Consider the following 21796-nt stretch of genomic DNA (forward strand, 5'->3'; position numbering starts at 1 on the left):
GTCCTCTCGTTGACGGAACACTCTCATTGTTGTAGTAAGAACGGGAGAAGGCAGGGAGGTGCGGGCATGCCGGAAGCCGTGTGGATCCTCGGCGGATTCCAGACCGATTACGCGCGCAACTGGTCAAGAGCCGGTGACGGGTTCGCCGAGCTGACCGGGCAGGTGGTGCGCGGCACGCTGGAGGACGCGCGCCTCGCACCCGAAGACGTCGACGTGATCCATGTCGGCAACGCCTTCGGCCAGCTCTTCACCGGTCAGGGACAACTCGGCGGCATGCCGGCGACCGTCGTCCCCGAGCTCTGGGAGACTCCGGCGGCGCGGCACGAGGCCGCCTGCGCGTCGGGAGGCGTCGCCGCCCTCGCCGCGATGGCGGACATCGAGGCCGGCCGCTACGACTGCGCCCTCGTGCTCGGTCTCGAACTCGAGCGCACGGTCTCCGGTGACGAGGCGGCCGGTCACCTCGGCGCGGCCGCCTGGGTCGGGCACGAGGGGGAGGACGCCCGGTTCATGTGGCCGTACATGTTCAGCGCCCTCGCCGACGAGTACGACCGACGGTACGGCCTCGACGACTCCCATCTGCGCGCGGTGGCCGAGCTGAACTTCCGCAACGCCCGGGCCAACCCCAACGCGCAGACCCGGGGCTGGACCTTCACCGAGGGCAGCTTCCGGGCCGACGACGCCGCCAACCCGGTCGTGGAGGGCAGGCTCCGCCGTACGGACTGCAGTCAGATCACCGATGGCGGCGCCGGCGTGGTCCTGGTCGGCGAGCGGTTCCTGGCCCGCAGGCCCGACCTCGCACGCGAGCCCCTCGCCCGGATCCTCGGCTGGGGCCACCGCACCGTCGGCCTGCCGCTGGCGCAGAAGCTGGAGCGCAGCGCGGATGATCCGTACGTGCTGCCGCATGTGCGGCGGGCCGTGCTCGACGCGTTCGGCCGCGCCGGAATGGCGGACGTGGACGACCTCGACGGCATCGAGACCCATGACTGTTTCACCATGTCGGAGTACGCGGCCATCGACCACTTCGGCATCACGGGACCGGGCGAGAGCTGGAAGGCGATCGAGAACGGCGACCTGGAGATCGGCGGGCGCATCCCCGTGAACCCGAGCGGCGGGCTCATCGGCGGCGGCCACCCCGTCGGCGCGACCGGCGTGCGGATGGTGCTGGACGCCGCGCGTCAGGTGACCGGCCGGGCCGGGGACTACCAGGTGGAGGGGGCGCGCCGGTTCGGCACGCTCAACATCGGCGGCAGCACGACGACGACGGTCGCCTTCGTCGTCGGCGCCGACTGAGCGAGGGAGAAGGCTGTGGACGTCGACGTCGTCGGAAGGGTCCTGTCGACCCTGCCGGAGGATGACGATCATCCGTACCGGACCGGGCCGTGGCGGCCGCAGACCACGGAATGGCGCGCCGACGACCTGGAGGTGGTCGGCGAGATCCCCGCCGACCTCGACGGGGTCTACCTGCGCAACACCGAGAACCCCGTGCACCCCGCGCTGGAGCGCTACCACCCGTTCGACGGCGACGGCATGGTCCACGTCGTGGGCTTCCGGGACGGCAAGGCGTTCTACCGCAACAGGTTCGTCCGCACGGACGGCTTCCTGGCCGAGGCGGACGCGGGCAAGCCCCTGTGGGCGGGCATCGCCGAGCGGCCCGCGAAGTCCCCGCGCGAGGACGGCTGGGGCGCGCGCGGCCGGATGAAGGACTCCTCGAGCACCGACGTCGTCGTGCACGCGGGTGTCGCGCTGACCAGCTTCTACCAGTGCGGAGACCTCTACCGGCTCGACCCGCTCACGCTGGAGACGCTCGGCAAGGCCGACTGGGGCGGCGGCTTCCCCTACGACTGCGGCGTCTCCGCGCACACGAAGGTCGACCCGCGCACCGGTGATCTGTTGTTCTTCAACTACGGCACGGACGAGCCGTACATGCACTACGGAGTCGTCGGGGCGGACGACCGGCTCAGCCACTACGTGGACATCCCGTTGCCGGGGCCGCGCCTGCCGCACGACATGGCATTCACCGAGAACTACGCGATCCTCAACGACTGCCCGCTGTTCTGGGAGCCGGAGCTGATGGCGCGCGGCATGTACGCGGCCCGGTTCCACCCGGAGTTGCCGACGCGGCTGGGCGTGATCCCGCGCAAGGGCGGCTCCTCGCAGGTGCGGTGGTTCGAGGCGGACCCGACGTATGTCCTGCACTGGGTCAACGCGTACGAAGAGGGAGACGAGATCGTCCTGGACGGGTTCTTCCAGGGCGACCCCGAGCCGAAGGACACCGGCGACGGCAGCTACTACCAGCGCATGTTCCGCTTCCTCGCGCTGGACCGGATGCAGACGACGCTCCACCGCTGGCGGCTCGATCTGGTGACCGGGCGGTGCCGCGAGGAGCGCCTGACCGACTCGATCACCGAGTTCGGCGTGGTCAACAACGCCTACGGCGGCCTGAACTACCGGTACGCCTACGCGGCCACGGGCGCCAAGGGCTGGTTCCTGTTCGACGGCCTGGTCCGGCACGACCTCGTGACCGGCGGCGAGGAGCGCTTCCGCCTCCCCGAGGGCGTGTACGGCAGCGAGCCCGCGATGGCGCCGCGCTCGGGCGCCTCCGCCGAGGACGACGGCTATCTTGTTACGCTGACGACCGACATGAACGAAGATCGATCCGAGTGTCTGATCTTCGACGCGGCGCGGGTGGCCGACGGTCCGGTGGCGAGGATCAGGCTGCCGGAGCGCGTCTCCAGCGGAACGCACGCCACCTGGGCGCCGGGGGACTCCATCCCCGGCTGGCGAGAGGCCGACTCCCCGGTTCGGGCCCTGCGGCTCTGATGCGGGCGCGGGGGCTCCGATGACGGCCCGATGGGCGGAGCGGCGCGTCGACGGCGGACCGGACCGCAGACAGACGGAGACGCACGTGCTCGTCCATCCACCGGATCGGCCGACCCGGCTGCCGGCAGGCCACGCCAACGCCGTCGGCCTCACCCTGGGGCTCGTCGGCGACGAGTGGAACCTGCTCATCCTCCGCTACGCGCTGATGGGGGTCCGCAGGTACGGCGAGTGGCGCAAGGCGATGCCCATCTCGCACGCCGTGCTCACCCGCAGGCTCGCCTCGCTCACCGACATGGCGATCCTCGAGAAGGCCGGGGACGAGGGCCAGGGCAGGCGGTTCGAGTACCGGCTGACCAGGCGCGGGCGCGACCTGTGGCCCGTGCTGCTGACCATCTGGGCCTGGGAGTCGGCCTGGGTGCCCGAACACGTCGAGTCGCTGCCGCGCATGGTCCACCGGACGTGCGGCAAGGAGTTCCTGCCCATCCTCTCGTGCGCCGCCTGCGGCGAGGCGGTGCGCCCGCGCGACATCACCGGCGGCTTCGGCCCGAGCGGCACCTGGGAGCGGTCGGTCCCCGCCGCGACGACCCGCCGCCGATCCGGGTCCACCTCGGAAGGCGGCGCGGGGATGTTCCCGCAGACCATGGCCCTCATCGGCAACCGCTGGTCGGCGGCCATCCTGGGTGCGGCCTTCCAGGGGCTGCACCGGTTCCGCGACTTCGAGCAGAGGCTGGGCGCGCCGCCGACGATCGTGGCGGAACGGCTGCGCTCCTTCTGCGACCTCGGCGTCTTCGAGCAGGCCCCCAGCGCGGAGCGGGCCGACTGGCTCAGCTACCACCTCACGGAGAAGGGGCGTGCCTTCTTCCCCGTGGTCATCACCACGATCGACTGGGGCCAGCGATGGTTCCTGGCGGAGGAGGGCCCGGCCCTCGTCTACACCCACCGCGCCTGTGGCAACGACTTCCAGGCACAGCTGACCTGCGACGCCTGCTCGACGCCGCTACGCGGAACCGAGGTCGTGGTGGAACGCCCGGCCTGACGAGAAAGGAGGACCAGGTGTCCTCAGGCATCGCCGATCTGCTGCGCTCCTCGGCGTCGCGGAGTCCCGGCTCCCCCGTGGTGACCGGTGACGGTCGCGCCCTCACCTACGGCGAGCTGGCCGAACGGTCCGACCGGGTGGCCGCGGCACTGGCGCGGCTCGCCCCGGGATCCCGGGTGGGCTACGTCGACAGGAACGCGACCGAATACTTCGAGCTGCTCTTCGGCGCCGCGAAGGCCGGCGTGGTGCTCGTCCCGCTGAACTTCCGGCTGGCTCCCGACGAGATGCGCTGGATCCTCGGCGACGCGGACGTGTCACTGGTCGTGGCGGGTCCCGACCATGTGGAGACGCTCGGCGGCGCCGCGGACGTCCCGGTCATCGCCGTGGGTCCCGACTACGAGGAGTGGCTCGCCGGGCAGGAGCCCGCCGACCCGAAGCGGGACGCGACCGGCGACGCGCTGGTGGTCCTCATGTACTCGTCCGGCACCACCGGCCGGCCCAAGGGCGTGCACGTCACCGCCGCCGGTCTCGCCTCCGCCGTCGAGCTGTTCGGCGCGTGCTTCACCCTCGGCCCCGACACCGTCAGCATGGTTCCGATCCCCTACTACCACATCGCCGGGGCGGGGTGGGCGCTCATCACGATCGCCGAGGGCGGCACGCTCGTGCAGTGCCGCGAGCCGACACCCCAGTCGATGCTCGGCCAACTCGTCGATCATCGCGTGACCCACACGGCGCTGGTCCCCGCCGTCATCCAGATCATGACCGAGCTGCCCTCGGCCCGCGACGCCGACTTCTCCGCGCTCCGGCAGGTCGTCTACGGCGCCTCGCCCATCTCGGAGAGTCTGCTGAGCCGGGCGGTCGCCCTGTTCGGCGCGGAGTTCTTCCAGTCCTACGGCCTCACGGAGACGATCGGCGTCACCACGCTGCTCGGACCCGACCAGCACCTGCCGGACAACCCCGTGAAGGGACGGCTGCGTTCGGCGGGCCGGGCCGTCCCCGGCATGGAGGTCGCGGTACTCGACCTGGAGACCGGCGGGACGGCGGCGCCGGGAACGGCCGGTGAGGTCATCGTGCGCGGGCCCTGTGTCACGACCGGCTACTGGCGGAACACCGCCGCGACCGAGGCCGCCTTCCTTCCCGGCGGCTGGCTGCGGACGGGCGACGCCGGGTCGATGGACTCCGGCGGCTACCTCTACCTGCACGACCGGATCAAGGACATGATCGTCAGCGGTGGGGAGAACGTGTATCCCGCCGAGATCGAGAGTGTGCTCGCCGGTCATCCCGCCGTGCTGGAGGCCGCGGTGATCGGGGTGCCGTCCGAGAAGTGGGGGGAGACGCCGCTCGCGGTGGTCGTGTTGCGACCGGGCGCGGAGGCCACCGAGGACGACATGCTGGCCTGGGCGCGGGAACGGCTCGCGCACTACAAGTGCCCCACGAAGGCCGTGTTCAGCGACGCGCTGCCGCGCAACCCGTCCGGGAAGATCCTCAAGCGGGAGCTGCGCCGTCCCTGGTGGGAGGGCTCGGAGCGGCGCATCGGCTGACGCAGCCCGGCCCGCGTATGACTCCGCGCACCTGTACGGCGGAGCCCGGGGCCGGGCTCCGCCGCATCAGGGTGGGTCAGCGGATCAGAACAGGCGTGCCTGCGGCGTCGGCAGGTCCACCCTGCCGGGGCCGTGCCAGCCGTGCTTGCCGCCGAATCCGTGTGCGCCCTTGTCGCTCACCAGAGGCAGTGTGACCTTGCTCTTGGACAGGTCGACCGTCACCGCGGCTCCGGTGGCCGTGTCGCGGGAGTAGCTGGAGTCGGTGCCCGCGAGGATCACGCCCAGCCGGTGGCCCTGCTTGAAGGTGTAGTCCTGCGGCAGGGTGTCCCACGTGACGGTGGCGGACTCCCCGGCAGGCAGGGGGGACGACGTCGTCAGCGAGTCGCGGTTCTGCACGTCGATCCAGCCGCGGGCCACGATCTCCAGGGGCCGGCTCACGACGTTCGTGGTGGTCGTCCGGTAGCAGGCGTCGTCGGTTGCCGTGCTGTCGCCGTAGCAGGTCTCGTCGGTGTTCGTCGTGATGCCGCCTCCGGACCGCCAGTCCACTCGGGCCTCCTCGCCGAAGTCGACGAGCAGCGCGGTGAGGTTGGAGGTCGGCTTGTCCAGCGTGACCTTCAGCGAGACCTCGGGAGTGCCGGACATCCGCAGGTCGCCGGGGAGCTCGCCGGTCGTGAACGCGGCGCGTCCCGCCGCCGGGGTTCCCACGTCGGCGGTCATGGCGTTCTCCGACTGCCTGACGTCGGTGAACGCGGCCGTCGTGCCCTTGGCGGCCTTGACGAGGCCGAGGGAGCCGTCCGCGGCCGGGCGCAACGCCACCTTGCTCGTGTGAGGAGCCGGCCAGTCCTTCTGCGTGATCCAGGTGTCGGGAGCGGCCTGGATGTCGGCGCGCGGCTCGTTCATGATCCCGTTGTGGACGCCCTGCAGCCAGTAGTCGAACCAGCGGTGCAGCGTGTCCACCCAGACGTCACGGCGGTAGTCGAAGGGATCGACGTGCTCGTACTGCCCGAGCCAGATCTTGCGCGGCACGTTCCTGTCAGCCAGCGCGTCCCACCACGTGGACATGTTGTCCGTCTTGACGTTGAGGTCGTTGAGCGTGTGCACCGCGAAGACGCTGGCGCGGACCTTCCGCACGTCGGAGATCGAGCCGTGGAGGTAGTCGCGCTCGTTCCAGAACGCGTTGTAGTTGCCGGTGTCGTCCCCGGCCGCCGCGTCCAGTCCCGTCCGTACGGCCGCGCACTTGGCGTCCGGATCGGTGTCGACGGCGTTGGAGAGATAGGACGGGTAGTTGTAGTTGTAGACGATGCCGTTCATCCGCTGGTACCGATACCACGAGCTGATGGCGTTGATCGGCACGATGGTGACCAGTCCCTCGACGCCCGTTCCCGCCACCGCGTTGGCGAGCGTGCCGTCGTAGGACTTGCCGATCATCCCGGCCTTGCCGGTGCTCCAGGTGGCCTTGACCCCCTTCCCGGCGGCGTCGTACGCCTTCGCGCGGCCGTTCAGCCAGTCGATGACCGCCTTGCCGCCGAGGACGTCCGCCTTGCCGCCCATGTCCGGGCATCCGTCGGACTTGGTCGTGCCGATCATGTCCACGTTGAGCACGGCGTAGCCGCGCGGCACGAAGTAGTTGTCGTAGAACAGGGGGAACTTGAGCGGGTTGCCGTCGGCGTCGTAGGTCTTGCGCTCCGCCTCGTTACCCCGGCCCGAGTTGTCGTAGTAAGGGCTCTCGTCGATGATCGCGGGAACCTTGAGCCCCTTGTCCGACTCCTTCGGCCGGATGATGTCGACGCGCACGCGGTCCTTCGCGCCGTCGCCGTCGCTGTCGACACTCGACTCGACGTACACGTATTCGCGGATGGCGTCGGCGTAGGAGAAGACCGGCTGGGTGACTCCTCCCTCGACCTTGATCTTGGGTTGTGTCGTCGCGTCGGCCGGTGTGGTCCCCACGACCATGGCCAGTGCCGCTGTGAGGGCGAAAGCGGCTGAGACGCTTCGCCGACGGGATTTGAGCACGCAAATCCTCCCGGATTACCGGAAAAAGGGACGATCGCGCGCAACTCTCACCCGGCATGGAATGCCTGACAAGATCCCTTTACGTCTTGTACACCTCCTTGCGGCCGGGATGTGACATATGAGACAGAAGGTGCACCCTGTGTATCAAGAGAGATCACATGCGGTGATCAAGGAGACCGCGCCCGCCTCCCGCGTGCTCCGCGGTCAGGAGTAGGTCTCGCGCAGGCGGTTCTTCAGCAGCTTGCCGCTGGCGTTGCGGGGGAGTGCCTCGGCGAAGGTCACACCCCGCGGGCACTTGAAGTGGGCGAGGCGCTCCCGCGCGAAGGCGATGACGTCCTGGGCGCCCACCTGCGCGGCCCCCGGCCGGAGCACGACCACGGCGTGGGGCACCTCGCCCCACTGCTCCGACGGCACCCCGATCACGGCGACCTCGGCCACCGCCGGATGCGCGGTGAGCACGCTCTCGACCTCGGCGGGATACACGTTCTCCCCGCCACTGACGATCATGTCCTTGAGGCGGTCGTGCAGGTAGAGGTAGCCGTCCTCGTCGAACGAGCCGCCGTCGCCGGTGCGCAGCCAGCCCCCGGGCAGAACGGCGGCCTCGGTCGCGGCCGGGTTGCGCCAGTAACCGACCATCACGTGGCCGCCGCCGATGAGCACCTCGCCGCGCTCGCCGGGCGGCAGGTCGCGGATCTCGCCCGGCAGGGCCGCGGGGTCCACCACCCGGATCGGCACGCCGTGCATGGCCCTGCCCGCCGACAGCAGCCGCCGTTCCTGGCCGGGGCCGGGCAGGTGGTCGTCCGCGGTGAGCATGGTCACGCCGCCCGTCGACTCGGTGAGACCGTAGCTCTGGATGAACCGGCAGCCGAGGGTCTCGGTCGCCCGGACGATCACCGGCAGGGGGATCGGGGAGGCGCCGGACACCACGTATTTGAGCGCGGACCAGTCGTGGTCGGTGACGCCGTCGAGCGACACCAGTCGCTGGATGAGCGTCGGCACCATGACCGCGTGGGACACCCGGCGCGCGATCAGGAGGTCGCGCAGTTCCCCGGGCGCGGTGGCGTTCTCGAGCAGGATGGCCGCCCCGTTCACGGCGGCGATCAGGGCCAGGCCGAAGCCCGAGATGTGGAAGTAGGGGATCGGCGCCATCGCCACCGACGTCTCGTCGAGGTCGATCTCGTGGTGCATGGTCGCCAGGGCCCGGCCGAGGTTGCGGCCGCTCAGCATGATGCCCTTGGGCGTCCCCGTGGTCCCGGAGGTATAGAAGATCACCGCGGTCGCGTCCGGATCGGGTCGCTCACCCGGGTCGACCGGCGGGTGACCGCCCAGCCAGGCCTCGTACGGCGTCGCGCCCGCGACCGGTTCGGCCGTCACGACCCTGACGACGGACGGCGTCGCCGCGGACTGGAGGCGCTCGTCGCCCGCGCCGAGCACGAGGACGGCGGGCTCGGCGTCGGCGAGGATCCGCGCGACCTCCGGCGGGGCGAGCCGGTTGTTCACCGCGGTGGCGATCGCGCCGATCTTGGCCGCGCCGTACAGGACCTCGAGGAACGAGGCGGCGTTGACGCCGATGTAGGCGATCCGGTCGCCCGGGCGGACGCCGTCGGCCAGCAACGCCTGCGCGACCCGGCTGGAACGCTCATCGAGCTCAGCGTGGGTGACGACCCCGCCGGCTTCGATGACGGCGGGCAGATCCGGGGTGGCCGCCGCGCGGCGGCGCACGATGTCGGCCAGCCGGTCGACGCGGGTGCCGTCGGCGTGCAGGGCGTAACCGGCGTCCGGATCGGTCCTGAGCGAGGTGTTCACGATGCCCCCTGGGTGGTGCCCTCGGTGCTGAAGGTGTACGGCGCGAAGACCGGCGGCTCGAAGATGCCCGGCGGGGCCGCCACGACGTCGCCGATCGCGCGGATGACCGGCCCCGCGGTGACGAACTGCGCGGCGGTGGTCCTGCTGTGCGGATCGTTCGGTTCGACCAGGTTCAGCGTCATGGTGAGTCCCGGCCTGCCGGTCACGGTCACCGTCCAGTGGTCGCGCCCGGCGTAGCGCGGCATGGCCGGGTCCATGGTCCAGACGATGGACAGGGTGAGAACGCGGCGGCCGGCGGACAGCGCGTGCCAGCGCCACTCGGTGGCGGCGACGGTGCCCTTCCTGATGGTCCCCGCCGCCACCTCCAGGTCGCGGGTGGCGGGCTCGATGTGGTGATCGGGCTCGTAGGCGTCGACTGCGAGGCCCATCCGCTCGGCCATGAACGCCAGCGTCTCGGTGTAGAGACAGCCGTACAGCCGGGGCAGTTCGCCCGCCGTGAGGTCGATCGCGGCGGGGTCGGAGCCCATGCCCATCACGTCGAACACGAAGTTCGGATCGGGCATCCGGGTGGCGTCCAGCACCTCGTCGACGACGATGCGGTCCAGCTCGAGACAGACGCCCGACAGGGCGAGGGCCAGGCGCTCGCCGATGACGCCGGGGCTGATGCCGACGCCGTACAGCGTGGTGCCGCTCTCGGCGCAGGCGGCCAGGAACATCTCCTCGCGTTCACGGCCGTGCGCGCGCGGGAAGTGGTTGCCCGCCGTGGTGATGACGTTCTTGCCGGAACGCAGTAGCGCGAGGATGTCGGCGTCGTGCGTCTCGTACGGCACCTGCAGCCGCGGCGTGTGCACGACCACGTCGGCCGGGGTGGCCAGGATCTCGTCCCTGTCGCGGGTGGCGAGGATCCCGGTGAGGGGACGGCGCGCGATGTCGCCGGCGTCGCGGCCCGCCTTGCGATCGCCGTAGACGTACAGCCCGGCGAGCTCGAGGCCGGGTGAGTCGAGCACGGCCCGCAGGCAGGTCTTGCCGATGGCGCCGGCGGCCCACTGGATGACGCGCACGGTCATGCGGCTCCTCCGGGCACCTCATGAGGGACGAGACGGATGGTCAGCCCGGCGGTTTCGATCACGCCGGCCTCTGACGCCCGGAGGTCCAGCGCGACCAGGCCGCGTCTGCCGGTCAGGGGGACGAACCTGATCAGCCCACGCCCGGCGCGCACGGCGGCGCCCTCCACCGCGCCGCCTTCCCCTGTGCCGCCTTCAACGGCGCTGTTCTCCGCGGCGGCGCCTTCGACGGGCAGGCCGAACAGCCGCGACCACGACACCGCCGTCGCGGCGGGATCGGCGACGGCCACGTCGACGGCGACCAGGTCGCCCGCCCGCGCGCCCGGAGAACGGCCCGGCGTGTCCCACGTGTCGTAGTGCCAGGCGCGTCCGGGCGGCATCTCGTCGGCCTCGACGAGGACGCCGAGGTCGCCGGGGTGGAGCTGGGTGATCGTCGCTCCGTCGAGGTCCTGCCGGTGCACGATCCGCACACCCAGCGCGGCGCACCGTTCGGCCAGCGCGGCCGTCTCCGGGACGCGCAACGCGACCAGGTAGCCGCCTTCGCCGTCCTCGAGGAAGCGGTGCAGGCGGGATTGAGGGCCGGAGGGGGCGACCACCTCCAGATAGGTGTCGCCGAGCGTCAGCACCTCGTTCACGATCGCCCAGGCGGCCAGCTCGGGATCGGGGAACCCCGGAGCCAGCCCGAGCCGTTCCCGGATGCCGGCGGCGGCGAGGTCGTGGACCGCGACGGTCGCCTGGACGAGTTCGGGCGCGTTCATCGGCCAGTTCGCAGCGTGGACGCGTGCAGCAGCTTCGCCAGTTGCCGCTCGTAGCGGCCGGGGTCGCGAGCCATCCGCGCACGGGCGTCGACCGCCATCCAGTCGGTGTCGGCGACGCTCTCCCCGCGTTCCACCGCACGCAGTCCGGCCCGCGCGACGTCGCGCGGATCCTCCTTGCGCCCGTCGACGTGCGCGGCCATCCGGGTGTCGACCGAGCCGACGATCAGCGAGGTGACCTGCGTGCCCTGCGGTTCCAGCTCGGCTCGGGCGATGGTGCCGAGCCAGAGCGCTGCGGCCTTGGACGTCGAGTAGCCGCCCATGAACGGGGTCGGCACCATCCCGGCCACCGACAGCACGTTGGCGATGGCCCCGCCGCCGTTGGCCGCGAGCACGGGCGCGAAGGCGCGGATCATGTTGAGCGTGCCGAAGAAGTTGACCTCCATCTCGGCCCTGGCGGCGTCCGGCTCGTCCGTCAGCACCAGGCGCCGGTTGGCGAAATGGCCCGCGTTGTTGATCAGGACGGACACGTCGGCGCACACGGCGGCCGCCGCGGCGACCTGGCCGAGGTCGGTGACGTCGAGCCGTACCGGCACGGCTCCGGCCTCGACGAGCGCGGTGTCCACGTCGCCGGGATCGCGGGCGCCCGCGTAGACCCGGGCCGCGCCGCGGGCCAGCAACTCCTCGACGAACGCCCTGCCGATGCCCCTGTTCCCGCCGGTGACGAGGGCGGCCCGGCCCGTCAGCTCGATCATCGGGCCGCTCCGCCGTAGACCGGGTCGTTCGGGTGCTTGCCGCCGCGGACGAGCACGGACGGGTCGGGGACGAGCATGCCGAAGATCCAGGTCTCACTGGCGGCCGCGTCGTGATTCCACTCCCATACGAGTGTGCGGTGCGCGATGCCCCAGCGGCCGTCGCGGCGCTCGAACCTGTCGATGATCCGGGCGCCGACGAACGAGTGGCCGTGACCGTCGGGCGTGCGCACCCGGGTGAACGTCGTCACGTAGGACTCGGCCTGGGCGGTGTCCGGGTCGTCTCCCAGTTCGACCAGCACGTTGGTCATGCAGTGCATGGTCCGGCCGCGCGGATGGGCCACCACGGGGGCGACGCTCGCGACGTAGTCCTCCGCGCTGCCGCTGAACACGCCCCCGTGGTCCTCGGTCGCCCCGGGGAGGTAGCAGGCCGAGACGCCCGCGACGTCGCCCCGGTCCACCGCGCGCAGATAGCGCGCCAGCACCTCGTAGATGTCCTGTTTGTCGAGCAGTTCCCGCAACCGGTCCGTCACGCCTGGCCTCCTCACCGTCTCAACCACCGTCTCGGCCGCACCGTCCGGCCGTCTCGCCGTCCGGGGGGAGCGGCCGATCGGACAGGCCAGGCATCACGCTACAACTAAGAGAGTTAAGCGGCCAGGGTTGATTGCGGACGAGTTTCGACCGGGGCGCGACCCGTTGACGCCATCACTCTGTCTGTTGTAGTAACGCTGTGACCGGCAACACACTGCCGGCAGCCGTACGGAACTCGCAGGGGAGCGACGTCGGATGCACAGAACTCACAGGGCCCAGGACACCGCGGCTCGCGGCGGCGTCGACGTCCGCGGGGACCACCGGTGACCCGGGGACTGCACTCGCGGGAGCGGGTCGAGGAATACACCCGCCTCGGCTGGTGGAGCGACGAGACGATGGACGGCCTGTTCCGCGTCCGCGTCGCCGCCGCCCCCGACCGGCTCGCCCTCGTGGACCCCCGCAACAAGGACGACCTGCTCGGGGTCCCGCCGCGGCGGCTCACCTGGCGTGAGCTCGAGGCGGAGGTGAACCGGCTCGCCGCCGTGTTCCTGCGGCACGGGCTCCGCGCGGGCGACGTGCTGGGCGTGCAACTGCCCAACACCGTCGAGTTGGTCACCGTCTATCTCGCGTGCTGGCGGCTGGGGATCGTGGTCTCGCCGCTGCCGGTGCAGTACCGCGAGCACGAGGTGACGGAACTGGGAGCCCTCGCCGGGTTCGCGGCGTTCGTCACCGTCGCGCGGTCCGGTGACCGCCGACCGGCCGACGAGGTCCGTACGGCTCTGCCCGGCCTGCGGACGGTCCTCGCGTACGGGGAGGATCTGGATGCGGAGCTCGCCGGGACCGACCCGGAGGAGGCGCTCCGGCTCGTGGAGGCCCACGCGGCCGCCCACCCGGCCGACCCGAACGACTGCGTCACGATCTGCTGGACGTCGGGGACGGAGAGCACGCCCAAGGGGGTGCCGCGCACCCATTACGACTGGCTGGCGATGAGCTGGGCGACCGTGGACGCGCCCCGGCTGACCGGCGACGACGTGCTGCTCAACCCGTTCCCCATGGTGAACATGGCGGGCATCAACGGGATGTTCCTGCCGTGGTTGCGGGTCGGGGGCGTGCTCGTGCAGCATCATCCGTTCGACCTGTCCACGTTCCTGGCGCAGATCACCGAGGAGCGCGCGACGTACACGGTGGCGCCGCCCGCGCTCCTGTCCCTGCTGCTGGCGCGCGCGGACCTCCTCGCCCGCGCCGACATCTCGTCGCTCCGCCTGATCGGGTCCGGCTCCGCGCCGCTCCCGCCCCCGATGGTGAAGGGCTGGCAGGACGTCCACGGCATCGGCATCGTGAACTTCTTCGGCTCGAACGAGGGGATCGCGCTGCTGACCGACCCCCACGACGTGCCCGATCCCGAGCAGCGGGCGCGCTACTTCCCCCGGTACGGCGTGCCGGGCGTCACGTGGACTTCGCGGATCTCCCGCCAGGTGTCGGTCAGGCTCGTCGACCCCGACACCGGCGAGGAGGTCACCGAGCCGGGCCGCCCGGGAGAGTTGCGCCTCAAGGGCCCGACGGTCTTCGCGGGGTACCTCAAAGGCGAGCGCCTGCCCGATCCGTTCGACGAGCAGGGCTACCTGCGGACCGGTGACGTCTTCGTCATCGACGGCGAACGCGGCGAGTTCCTCCGGTACGTCGACCGCGCCAAGGACCTCATCATCCGCGGCGGCATGAACATCGCCCCCGCGGAGATCGAGGGACTGCTCTCCGCCCATCCCGGGGTCGCCGACGTCGCCGTCGTCGGTTATCCGGACGAGGTCCTGGGCGAGCGGGTCTGCGCGGTCGTCGTGCCCAAGGAGGGCGCCGAGGTCACCCTCGACGACCTTCTCGGCCACCTCCGTGCGGCCAGGATCGCCTCCTACAAACTGCCGGAGCGGCTGGAGACGCGCGCCGACCTGCCGCGCAACCCGGTCGGCAAGATCCTCAAGCGCGAACTCCGCAGTGAGCTCGCCTGACACCCGAGACGGCATGGGCCTGGGCGCCGACTTCGCGCACTGACGGTCACACCCTTCGGGGTCGCTTCGACGGCGGCGGCCCCGAACGAGTAGGGGGGTACTCATGACCGGCACGCCCACCTGCCGGTCATATGAGGACATGGAAGAACACCTACCGGTTGAGCCGCGACCTGTGCCGGAGCCGTCCCCTGACGATCCGCCCCAGGACTTCGACGAGCCCGACTACGACGAGATCGATCGCGAGGTGGCGCGCGATGCCGAGACCCAGTGAGCTGCTCAAGGAGATGACCAGGTACCTCGGGTACGCGGAGCCCTCCAGCAGGAGGACCGTGTTCGGGGCCTCCTACCGTGAGCGGAAGGACCTGCGGCCCACGGACGCCTGGGACAAGGGCGCATGGTGCGACATGTACGTCGCGCAGTGCGCGCTGGCCGCGGGCGGCAAGGACATGCTCGCCGTCGTCGGCGACTTCGCCTGGACCGTGGGCCACGCCCAGTGGTTCAAGGACAACGGCCGGTGGCACGCGGGGACGGCCGGCATCCGCGCCGGCGACATCGTCTTCTTCGACTGGGCGGGCGGCAAGAAGATCGACGCCATCGATCACGTCGCCACGGTCGAGAAGGTCCACTCGGCGCGCGACATCCAGACGATCGACGGCAACATCGGTGACGCCTGCGTGCGGAACCGGCGGACGAACGCCTGCGTGGTGGGCTTCGGCCGCCCGGCGTACGACGGCAGGCCGTCCGTCCCGAATCTCTCGCTCGCGGCCGTCCTGGCCGAGCTGGGAGACGCTCCCGGGTTCCCCGGCACGGTCCAGCAGGGGCACAAGGGCGCGAACGTGCGGCGCGTCCAGGAGAAACTCCGGCGCCGCCGGTTCAGGCTCGGGGCCGCCGGGGTGGACGCCGACTTCGGCCCGGACACCAGGGCGGCCGTCAGAGGTTTCCAGGAGAGTCAGGGCATGGACGCGACGGGGGTAGTGGACAAGCGGACCTGGGTGGCCCTGTGGGAGGCCCGCCTCAAGGCCTGACCTCCGCTCGGATCTCCGGCCGCGAGGGCCAAGCCCGGGCAGCCGGCTGGTCGTCGTGGAACGCATCTCAGCGGCCGAAGCCTGCGGGGGCGAGGGTCCGCGATTTCGTTTCTCATGGAATCTCGCACGACTTCCGTGAGAAACGAAAGGGCCGCGCCCGCACGACCGAACCTGTACTGCTCGCGCGCGATGGGTCCTCCGCCGGCGTCGCCGTCCGGTCAGACGGTGACCCATTCCGTCGTGAAGACGACGTCGCCGACGCGGCAGCGGAAGCTCAGCGGACCGGGCGGAACCCGGTCCACGATGAAGCGGCCGAGCGCGTCCGTGGTGACGGACACGGGGGTGTCACCCCGGACCTCCACCACCGCGTGAGCCGGCGGCGTCACCTGGCCGACGACACGGTGGGACGGCCCGGCCGCGGTGATCTCCAGATCGAGGCCGGCCTCCTGTCCGCCGAAGCCGAGCACGCGCGCCTGCGCCGGGCCGCGGACGGCCGCCGTCCCGGCCATCGAGTCGAACGTCAACGCGGCGAGCTCGGCGTCGACCGTACGGAACCGGAAGGCCTCGACGGCGACCTCCATGAGGGACGCCGGCACCGGGTCGAGAAGTTCCGCGGCCCGCCGCAGCGCATTCTCCAGCTCCGCGTCGTCGTTCACGTCACCGTTCACGCACGTCACCGTTCACGTCGCCGGCCCTCCGGTTCGCCGCGTCATCACGTGAGCAACCTTCTCAGGTGACCGAGGCAGCGCCCCCGCGTCGGGCCGATGCTTCCGATCGCGATGCCGAGACCGGCCGCGATCTCGGCGTAACTCGGCGGAGGCGAGGCCATCAGGACCCGCAGCAGCCGCCTGCAGCTGTCGGAGAGCTGTTCGTACGCCTGCCAGACACGGCGCAGCGCGGCCTCCTGGCCCGCGGCCTCCTCGGCGTCGAGTACGGCCTGCTCGGGGGAGCGGTCGTCGGCCTCGGGCGACAGGACGTCGACGTCACTGGTCGGCACGACCCTGCGGGAGCCGCGGATGACCTTGAGGCACTCGTGGCGGGCGGTGCTCGCCAGCCACGAGCCGACCTTGTCCGGTTCCTTGATCCGGGTGAGGTTGTCGGCGAGCCGGAACCACGTGGTCTGGAAGACCTCGTGGGCGTCGGCGTCGATCAGCCGGTGCGAGCGGACGACGGACCAGACGAGTGGGCTCAGGCGGCCGACGAGTGCCTCCCATGCCGCCGCGTCTCCCTTGGCCGCGGCCTGGAAGAGGGCGCCGGTCGAGTCGATGTCCACGCGGCACGCCCTTACGTCGGGTGCATCCGGGATCGTCATCGTACGACGAGGGGGACCTGCCGTGTGAGGAGCGAGACCTGTTCGAGATCGGCCGCGACCTCCCGGGCGCCGGGCGCGGTTTCCCGCCGATCCGCCACGGCACGGAAGCGGGGACGAATCCCGATTCGAACGGAGCCGCGCCGGGCCGGCGCCGAGCGTGACGTGCGCGGTCGATCAGCCTGAGGCCAGGCTGATCAACCGCCGCAGCGCGGTCCTGTCGCTGCTGCCGAGGTTCTCGTACGCCCGGCACAACTGGTTGGCGACCGTCCTGATGGACAGCCCCAGCCGCTTGGCGATCTCGCGGTTGGTGAGCCCCGCCGCCGCCAGGCCGGCGATCTGCCGCTGCCTCGGGGTCAGGCGGGGGGTCGCGAGGTCGAGCAGGGCCGGGGTGCGGGCGCCCTGGCAGGCCTGGGCCAGCGTCGAGGCGTAGGCGATGGAGGCGTCCGCGGACCGGGCGTCGCGGTGGGCCTTCGCGGCGTGGCCGGCGGCCTCGGCGGCATGCAACAGCAGGCCGAGGTCCGCCAGTCTCCCGGCCACCTTGTCCAGGGCGGGCCCGTCGGCCGCCACGAGAGCGGCGGCGTGGTCGGCGAGCAGCGGAGCGAGGTCTCCCTGCAGGGTGTCGGCGAGCCGCCTGAGCCGATCGGCGACCAGGCCGGGTGCGCCGAGCCGTACGACGTCGTGCAGGGCGAACAGCTCACCTGATCCTGGGCCGGTGGACCGGCCGGCGCCGTACGGCGCGAGCGGCTGTCCCGGCTCCTCGGCGCCGGAACGGGCGGCGCCGTGCAGAGCGAAGAGCCCATCCGGCAGGCAGGCGCCCGACCTGCACGCTCGGGCGGCCGCCAGGGCGGATCCCACCGCGGCGTCCTGCTCGCCCCGTGTGGCGAAGACCCACGCGCGGGCGATGAGGAACGAGGCGGGCGTGGCCAGGAACTCGGGTAACGAGTCCTGCGGCCACCGGCTCAACGCGTCCTCCGCCGTCAGCAGGTCACCGGACTGGGTGGCGGAGCAGGCCAGCTCCGCCAGGCACGGCCCGTGCAGGGGAGAACGCCGCAGGCCTTCGGTGCTCCAGGCCACCGCTTCACGGAGCTCGCCGCGGAGCCGGGCGATCCAGGCCCGGCGCGCGCAGAAGTCGACCATGCCGGGTTCGTCCCAGCCCTCGTCCTCCTCCGTGAGCCGCTCGCCGACGCCGGGGACGACCTGCGTCACGTCGCCGGTGTGGCCGAGCGCGGTCAGTTGCGCGCACTGGGCCGACAACGCCGACGCGAGGTCCTCCTCCGGCCGTGCCGTACGGCTCAGCCGGAGCGCGCGCAGCCGCCCGACGCCGGCACGTACGGCGGGTCCGAACAGGGGATGGGCCAGCCGTACGAGAAGGGCGTCGTCGGTCACGACCAGTCCCTTCGCCTCCAGCCTCTCCAGCGGGGCGACGGGAGTACCGGCGGCGGTGGCGTCGACCGGCTCGCCGAACGCGACGAGCTCGAGCGCCTCCCGTTCGGCCCCGTCGACCTCTCCCATGGCGGCTCCGACCAGGTCCCTGAGCCGGCCCGTCATGGGCACGGCTCCCCGCCACCGCCACACGCCGTTCACCCGCCGCAACATGCCCGCCTCGCGCGTCGCGACGACCAGTTCGCGGAGCAGCCACAGGTTCCCGTCGCTCACCCGCCGGAGCCTCTGCGCGGTCAGCGCCTCGACGTGGTCGCCGAGCACCGCGCCGAGGACCTGGGTCACCTCCGCGGCGGGCAGCGGGCCGAGGCGGAGGTGGGAGAGCATGTGCTGCCGTCCGAGCGCGAGGACGGCGTCGGGGGCGGGAGCGCCGGCCGGCAGGGTGAGCAGGACGCGTGCGCGCCGGTTCGCCACCAGGTGATGGACGAGGGCCGCCGATGCGTCGTCGAGAAGGTGGGCGTCGTCCACGACGAGCACGCGCACCGGCCGCAGCGCGTCGACGGCCCGGCTCAGCGAGTCGGCCGCCGCACCGGGCAGCAGGTGCGCGAACGCCGCGAAACGAAGCGGCGCGGTGCCGCGCGTCCCGGTGACCCACGCGTACGGGAGACCGGCGACGGACTCGGCCGCGAGACGGCTCCTGCCGGCGCCGGCGGGGCCGCTGACGACGATGCCGCGGCGGTCGCCGTGAAGGGCTTCGCGTATCAGGTCGAGCTCGGCCCCGCGCCCGCCGAACGGCCACTTGTCCCGAGGATCCTCCATGTGAATGAAGAGCAGGACACCGCCGCTTTGATACATGCCGGTCCGGCAGGGGACGGCGCACGGCATCACGTCCGTGAACGTGAGGGATCTTTCAACGAATCTTGACTCCGCATTCACGGCCCCTTGACCGGAGAGCGCTCTCGGGCCAAGATCGGGCGAACGCCGCCCGGAGGCGCACCCTGACCGAACCCGCGCCGTGAGAAGGGACTCCTCATGATCAGATCCCTGGCCCCATTACGCGCGAGCCGGAGCACGCTCGCGACGCTGGCGGCCGTCCTGCTCCTGAGCGGCGGGGCCGCCGGAGTTCCGAGCGCCGGAGCCGACGCCGCGAAGGGCGGCGGGCAGCCCGTCGTCGGCAAGCCCGCCCTGGACGCCCACGGATGCGCCCGCATCGAGAACCGCCTGCCGGCGCTCTCCGACTGGCCGAAGGTCGAAAGCCGGATCAAGCGCGACCCCTCCGACGACAAGCGCATCAAGAAGATCCTCGGCGGCATGACGCTCGCCGAGAAGGTCGGCCAGATGACGCAGCCGGAGATCGCCGCCATCACGCCCGCGGAGGTCGGGCAGTACGGCATCGGCTCGGTGCTCAACGGCGGAGGCTCGTGGCCGGGCCGCGACAAGCACGCGTCGCCGCAGGCCTGGCTGGACCTCGCCGACGCCTACTGGACCGCCTCGACGGCCACCCGGACGAAGATCCCCGTCATCTGGGGCATCGACGCCGTCCACGGCAACAGCAACGTCTACGGCGCGACCCTCTTCCCGCACAACATCGGCCTCGGCGCCGCCCACGACCCCTGCCTCGTCCGCGACATCGGAGCGGCGACGGCGAAGCAGATGCACGCGACCGGTCAGGACTGGGCCTTCGCGCCCACCCTCGCCGTCGTGCGCGACGACCGGTGGGGCCGCACCTACGAAGGCTTCTCCGAGGATCCCCGGATCACCCGCGCCTACGGCTACGAGGCCGTCCGCGGACTCCAGGGCGGCGACTCGCACGGCATCAGCCGGAAGGGTGTCATCGCCACGGCCAAGCACTACATCGGCGACGGCGGCACGGACAAGGGCGTCGACCAGGGGGTCGATCCCTCCTCCGAGGCCCAGATGATCAACATCCACGGCCAGGGCTACTACGGCGCGCTGGCCGCGGGCGCCCAGACCGTGATGGCGTCGTTCAACAGCTGGACGAACGCCGACCTCGGCATCGACGAGGGCAAGCTGCACGGCAGCGAGCGTGCGCTCACGGGGATCCTCAAGCAGAAGATGGGCTTCGACGGCGTCGTCGTCTCCGACTGGAACGGCATCGGCCAGGTCGCGGGCTGCACCAACGCCAGTTGCGCGCGGGCGATCAACGCGGGCATCGACATCGTCATGGTGCCCAACGACTGGAAGGCGTTCATCTCCAACACGGTCGCGCAGGTCGAAAGCGGCGAGATCCCGATGTCGCGGATCGACGACGCCGTCACGCGCATCCTGCGGGTGAAGCTGCGCGCCGGCGTGTTCGACGAGCCCAGGCCGTCCGCCCGCTACGCGGCGGGATCCGCCGACGCGCTCCAGGCGAAGGACCTCGCCCGCGAGGCCGTCCGCGAGTCGCAGGTGCTGCTCAAGAACAACCACAAGGTGCTGCCGCTGTCGCCCTCGGCCAAGGTGCTCGTCGTCGGCAAGAGCGCCGACAACCTGCAGAACCAGACCGGCGGCTGGTCCCTCACCTGGCAGGGGACCGGCAACACCAACGCCGACTTCCCGAACGGCACGACGATCCTCGGCGGTCTGCGCGCGGCGCTGGGCACCGACGACGTCACCTTCAGCGAGACCGGTGACGGCGTCGACCCCTCGGCGTACGACGCGGTCATCGCGGTCATCGGCGAGACGCCGTACGCCGAAGGTGTCGGCGACCTGTCGCGGCGCACCCTGGAGGCGGCCAAGCTCTACCCGGGTGACCTCGCCGTGCTCGACAAGGTCAGCGGCAAGGGCGCGCCGGTCGTCACCGTCTACCTCTCCGGCCGCCCGCTCTACGTCAACAAGGAGCTCAACCGCTCCGACGCGTTCGTGGCCGCCTGGCTTCCCGGAACCGAGGGCGCGGGAGTCGCCGACCTGCTCGTCCGCGGCAGGCACAGCGGCGCGGGCTACACCGGCAAGCTGTCGTACTCGTGGCCGAAGTCGGCCTGCCAGACGCCGCTCAACACCGGCGACGCCGACTACGACCCGCTCTTCCCCGCGGGGTACGGCCTGCGCTACGGGCAGTCCGGCTCCGTCGGGACGCTGGACGAGACCTCACCCGAGTTCGCCTGCGGCCAGACGGGCGGAGGCGGCACCGCCACCGAGGACCTGGAGATCTTCAACCGCGCCGACGTCGCACCGTACAAGAGCTTCATCGGCTCGGCAGAGAACTGGGGCGGCACCGAGATCGGCGTGGACGGCGAGGCCGCGCACTCCGAGATCAGCGTCGTGCCGTCCGACGTCAACGTGCAGGGCGACGGCCTGAAGGCGACCTGGAACGGCAGCGGGCCCGCGCAGATTTACATGCAGGATCCGGCGGGCGGCAGCGACCTGCGCGGCTACCTCAACGCCGACGCCGCCCTGGTCTTCGACACCGTCGTGCACCAGCCGCCGGCGGCGCGGACGGTGATCAGCACGCACTGCGTCTACCCGTGCTTCGCCGAGATCGACGCGACGCCGTTGTTCCAGCGACTGCCCGTGGGCGCCAAGGCCACCGTCAAGGTCCCGATCTCGTGCTTCGCCACCGGGGGCCTCGACCTGAGCGTCGTCAACACGCCGTTCCTGATCTACACGGACGGGGCGTTCTCCGCGTCGTTCGCGAACGTCCGCTGGGTGCCCGGCGCCGCGAAGGACGCCGACGCCGAAACCTGCGCCGGCACGACATAGTCCGGCGCGCACAGACCTCCGGGTGGTGGGAGTGGACGCCTCCCACCACCCGGGCGGGACTT

General features: G+C 71.5%; 17 protein-coding genes. 8 read left to right on the top strand and 9 right to left on the bottom strand.

Translation table 11 applies throughout. The features are described 5' to 3' along the window. The first annotated feature begins 66 nt into the window (after nucleotides 1-66). The 4 genes from Psi02_RS14325 to Psi02_RS14340 are packed head-to-tail and all read left to right on the top strand — an operon-like array spanning nucleotide 67 to nucleotide 5397. Nucleotides 67-1290 carry an acetyl-CoA acetyltransferase gene (locus Psi02_RS14325; RefSeq protein WP_203974332.1) on the top strand — a complete coding sequence of 408 codons (1224 nt, stop codon included), beginning with the start codon at nucleotides 67-69 and terminating at the stop codon, nucleotides 1288-1290. Nucleotides 1291-1305: 15 nt separating this feature from the next. Beyond that, nucleotides 1306-2820, top strand: a complete 1515-nt coding sequence (locus Psi02_RS14330; RefSeq protein ID WP_203974334.1) for a carotenoid oxygenase family protein — start codon at nucleotides 1306-1308, stop codon at nucleotides 2818-2820. A gap of 19 nt (nucleotides 2821-2839) precedes the next feature. Next, nucleotides 2840-3856: a winged helix-turn-helix transcriptional regulator gene (locus Psi02_RS14335; protein ID WP_203974336.1), complete on the top strand. Its 1017-nt coding sequence runs from the start codon at nucleotides 2840-2842 to the stop codon at nucleotides 3854-3856. 17 nt (nucleotides 3857-3873) lie between these two features. Next, a complete protein-coding gene (locus Psi02_RS14340) occupies nucleotides 3874-5397 on the top strand; it encodes a long-chain-fatty-acid--CoA ligase (RefSeq protein ID WP_203974338.1) in 1524 nt (507 codons plus the stop codon). 84 nt (nucleotides 5398-5481) lie between these two features. On the opposite strand, the gene Psi02_RS14345 is transcribed toward Psi02_RS14340, so the two are convergent. From Psi02_RS14345 to Psi02_RS14370, 6 genes are all read right to left on the bottom strand, one after another. Next, entirely contained in the window at nucleotides 5482-7410 is a 1929-nt protein-coding gene (locus tag Psi02_RS14345; RefSeq protein ID WP_239094882.1) for a Xaa-Pro dipeptidyl-peptidase, read from the bottom strand. Between the two features lie 204 nt (nucleotides 7411-7614). Continuing rightward, a complete protein-coding gene (locus tag Psi02_RS14350) occupies nucleotides 7615-9216 on the bottom strand; it encodes an AMP-binding protein (RefSeq protein WP_203974340.1) in 1602 nt (533 codons plus the stop codon). After that, entirely contained in the window at nucleotides 9213-10283 is a 1071-nt protein-coding gene (locus tag Psi02_RS14355; RefSeq protein ID WP_203974342.1) for an NAD(P)H-dependent amine dehydrogenase family protein, read from the bottom strand. The genes Psi02_RS14350 and Psi02_RS14355 overlap by 4 nt, the downstream gene beginning before the upstream one ends. Next, nucleotides 10280-11038 carry a VOC family protein gene (locus Psi02_RS14360; protein WP_203974344.1) on the bottom strand — a complete coding sequence of 253 codons (759 nt, stop codon included), beginning with the start codon at nucleotides 11036-11038 and terminating at the stop codon, nucleotides 10280-10282. Before Psi02_RS14360 ends, Psi02_RS14355 begins: the two co-directional genes overlap by 4 nt. Then, the gene (locus Psi02_RS14365; RefSeq protein WP_203974345.1) at nucleotides 11035-11790 is read right to left on the bottom strand and encodes an SDR family oxidoreductase; all 756 of its coding nucleotides are present in this window, start codon (nucleotides 11788-11790) and stop codon (nucleotides 11035-11037) included. The genes Psi02_RS14360 and Psi02_RS14365 overlap by 4 nt, the downstream gene beginning before the upstream one ends. Next, entirely contained in the window at nucleotides 11787-12320 is a 534-nt protein-coding gene (locus Psi02_RS14370; protein ID WP_203974346.1) for a nuclear transport factor 2 family protein, read from the bottom strand. Before Psi02_RS14370 ends, Psi02_RS14365 begins: the two co-directional genes overlap by 4 nt. 321 nt (nucleotides 12321-12641) lie before the next feature. On the opposite strand from Psi02_RS14370, the gene Psi02_RS14375 reads away from it, so the two are divergent. From Psi02_RS14375 to Psi02_RS14385, 3 genes are all read left to right on the top strand, one after another. Further along, nucleotides 12642-14318 carry a class I adenylate-forming enzyme family protein gene (locus Psi02_RS14375; RefSeq protein ID WP_239094883.1) on the top strand — a complete coding sequence of 559 codons (1677 nt, stop codon included), beginning with the start codon at nucleotides 12642-12644 and terminating at the stop codon, nucleotides 14316-14318. 103 nt (nucleotides 14319-14421) lie between these two features. Further along, a complete protein-coding gene (locus tag Psi02_RS14380; RefSeq protein ID WP_203974347.1) occupies nucleotides 14422-14589 on the top strand; it encodes a hypothetical protein in 168 nt (55 codons plus the stop codon). Beyond that, nucleotides 14573-15343: a peptidoglycan-binding protein gene (locus Psi02_RS14385; RefSeq protein ID WP_203974348.1), complete on the top strand. Its 771-nt coding sequence runs from the start codon at nucleotides 14573-14575 to the stop codon at nucleotides 15341-15343. Before Psi02_RS14380 ends, Psi02_RS14385 begins: the two co-directional genes overlap by 17 nt. 218 nt (nucleotides 15344-15561) lie before the next feature. Here the strand turns inward: Psi02_RS14385 and Psi02_RS14390 are convergent, their stop codons facing one another. The 3 genes from Psi02_RS14390 to Psi02_RS14400 form a co-directional block, all read right to left on the bottom strand. Beyond that, entirely contained in the window at nucleotides 15562-16011 is a 450-nt protein-coding gene (locus Psi02_RS14390; RefSeq protein WP_203974349.1) for a hypothetical protein, read from the bottom strand. Between the two features lie 44 nt (nucleotides 16012-16055). Next, nucleotides 16056-16655 (bottom strand): RNA polymerase sigma factor, encoded by a 600-nt coding sequence (locus tag Psi02_RS14395; protein ID WP_203974350.1) that lies wholly within the window; start codon nucleotides 16653-16655, stop codon nucleotides 16056-16058. A 174-nt stretch (nucleotides 16656-16829) separates the two neighbouring features. Beyond that, nucleotides 16830-18854: a helix-turn-helix transcriptional regulator gene (locus tag Psi02_RS14400; RefSeq protein ID WP_239094884.1), complete on the bottom strand. Its 2025-nt coding sequence runs from the start codon at nucleotides 18852-18854 to the stop codon at nucleotides 16830-16832. A 213-nt stretch (nucleotides 18855-19067) separates the two neighbouring features. Between Psi02_RS14400 and Psi02_RS14405 the strand changes: the two genes are divergently transcribed. After that, complete coding sequence (locus tag Psi02_RS14405; RefSeq protein WP_203974351.1) at nucleotides 19068-21734, top strand: glycoside hydrolase family 3 protein; 2667 nt, start codon at nucleotides 19068-19070, stop codon at nucleotides 21732-21734. The last annotated feature ends 62 nt before the right edge of the window (nucleotides 21735-21796 follow it).

The organism is Planotetraspora silvatica, from assembly GCF_016863315.1.
Taxonomy (GTDB): Bacteria; Actinomycetota; Actinomycetes; order Streptosporangiales; family Streptosporangiaceae; genus Planotetraspora; species Planotetraspora silvatica.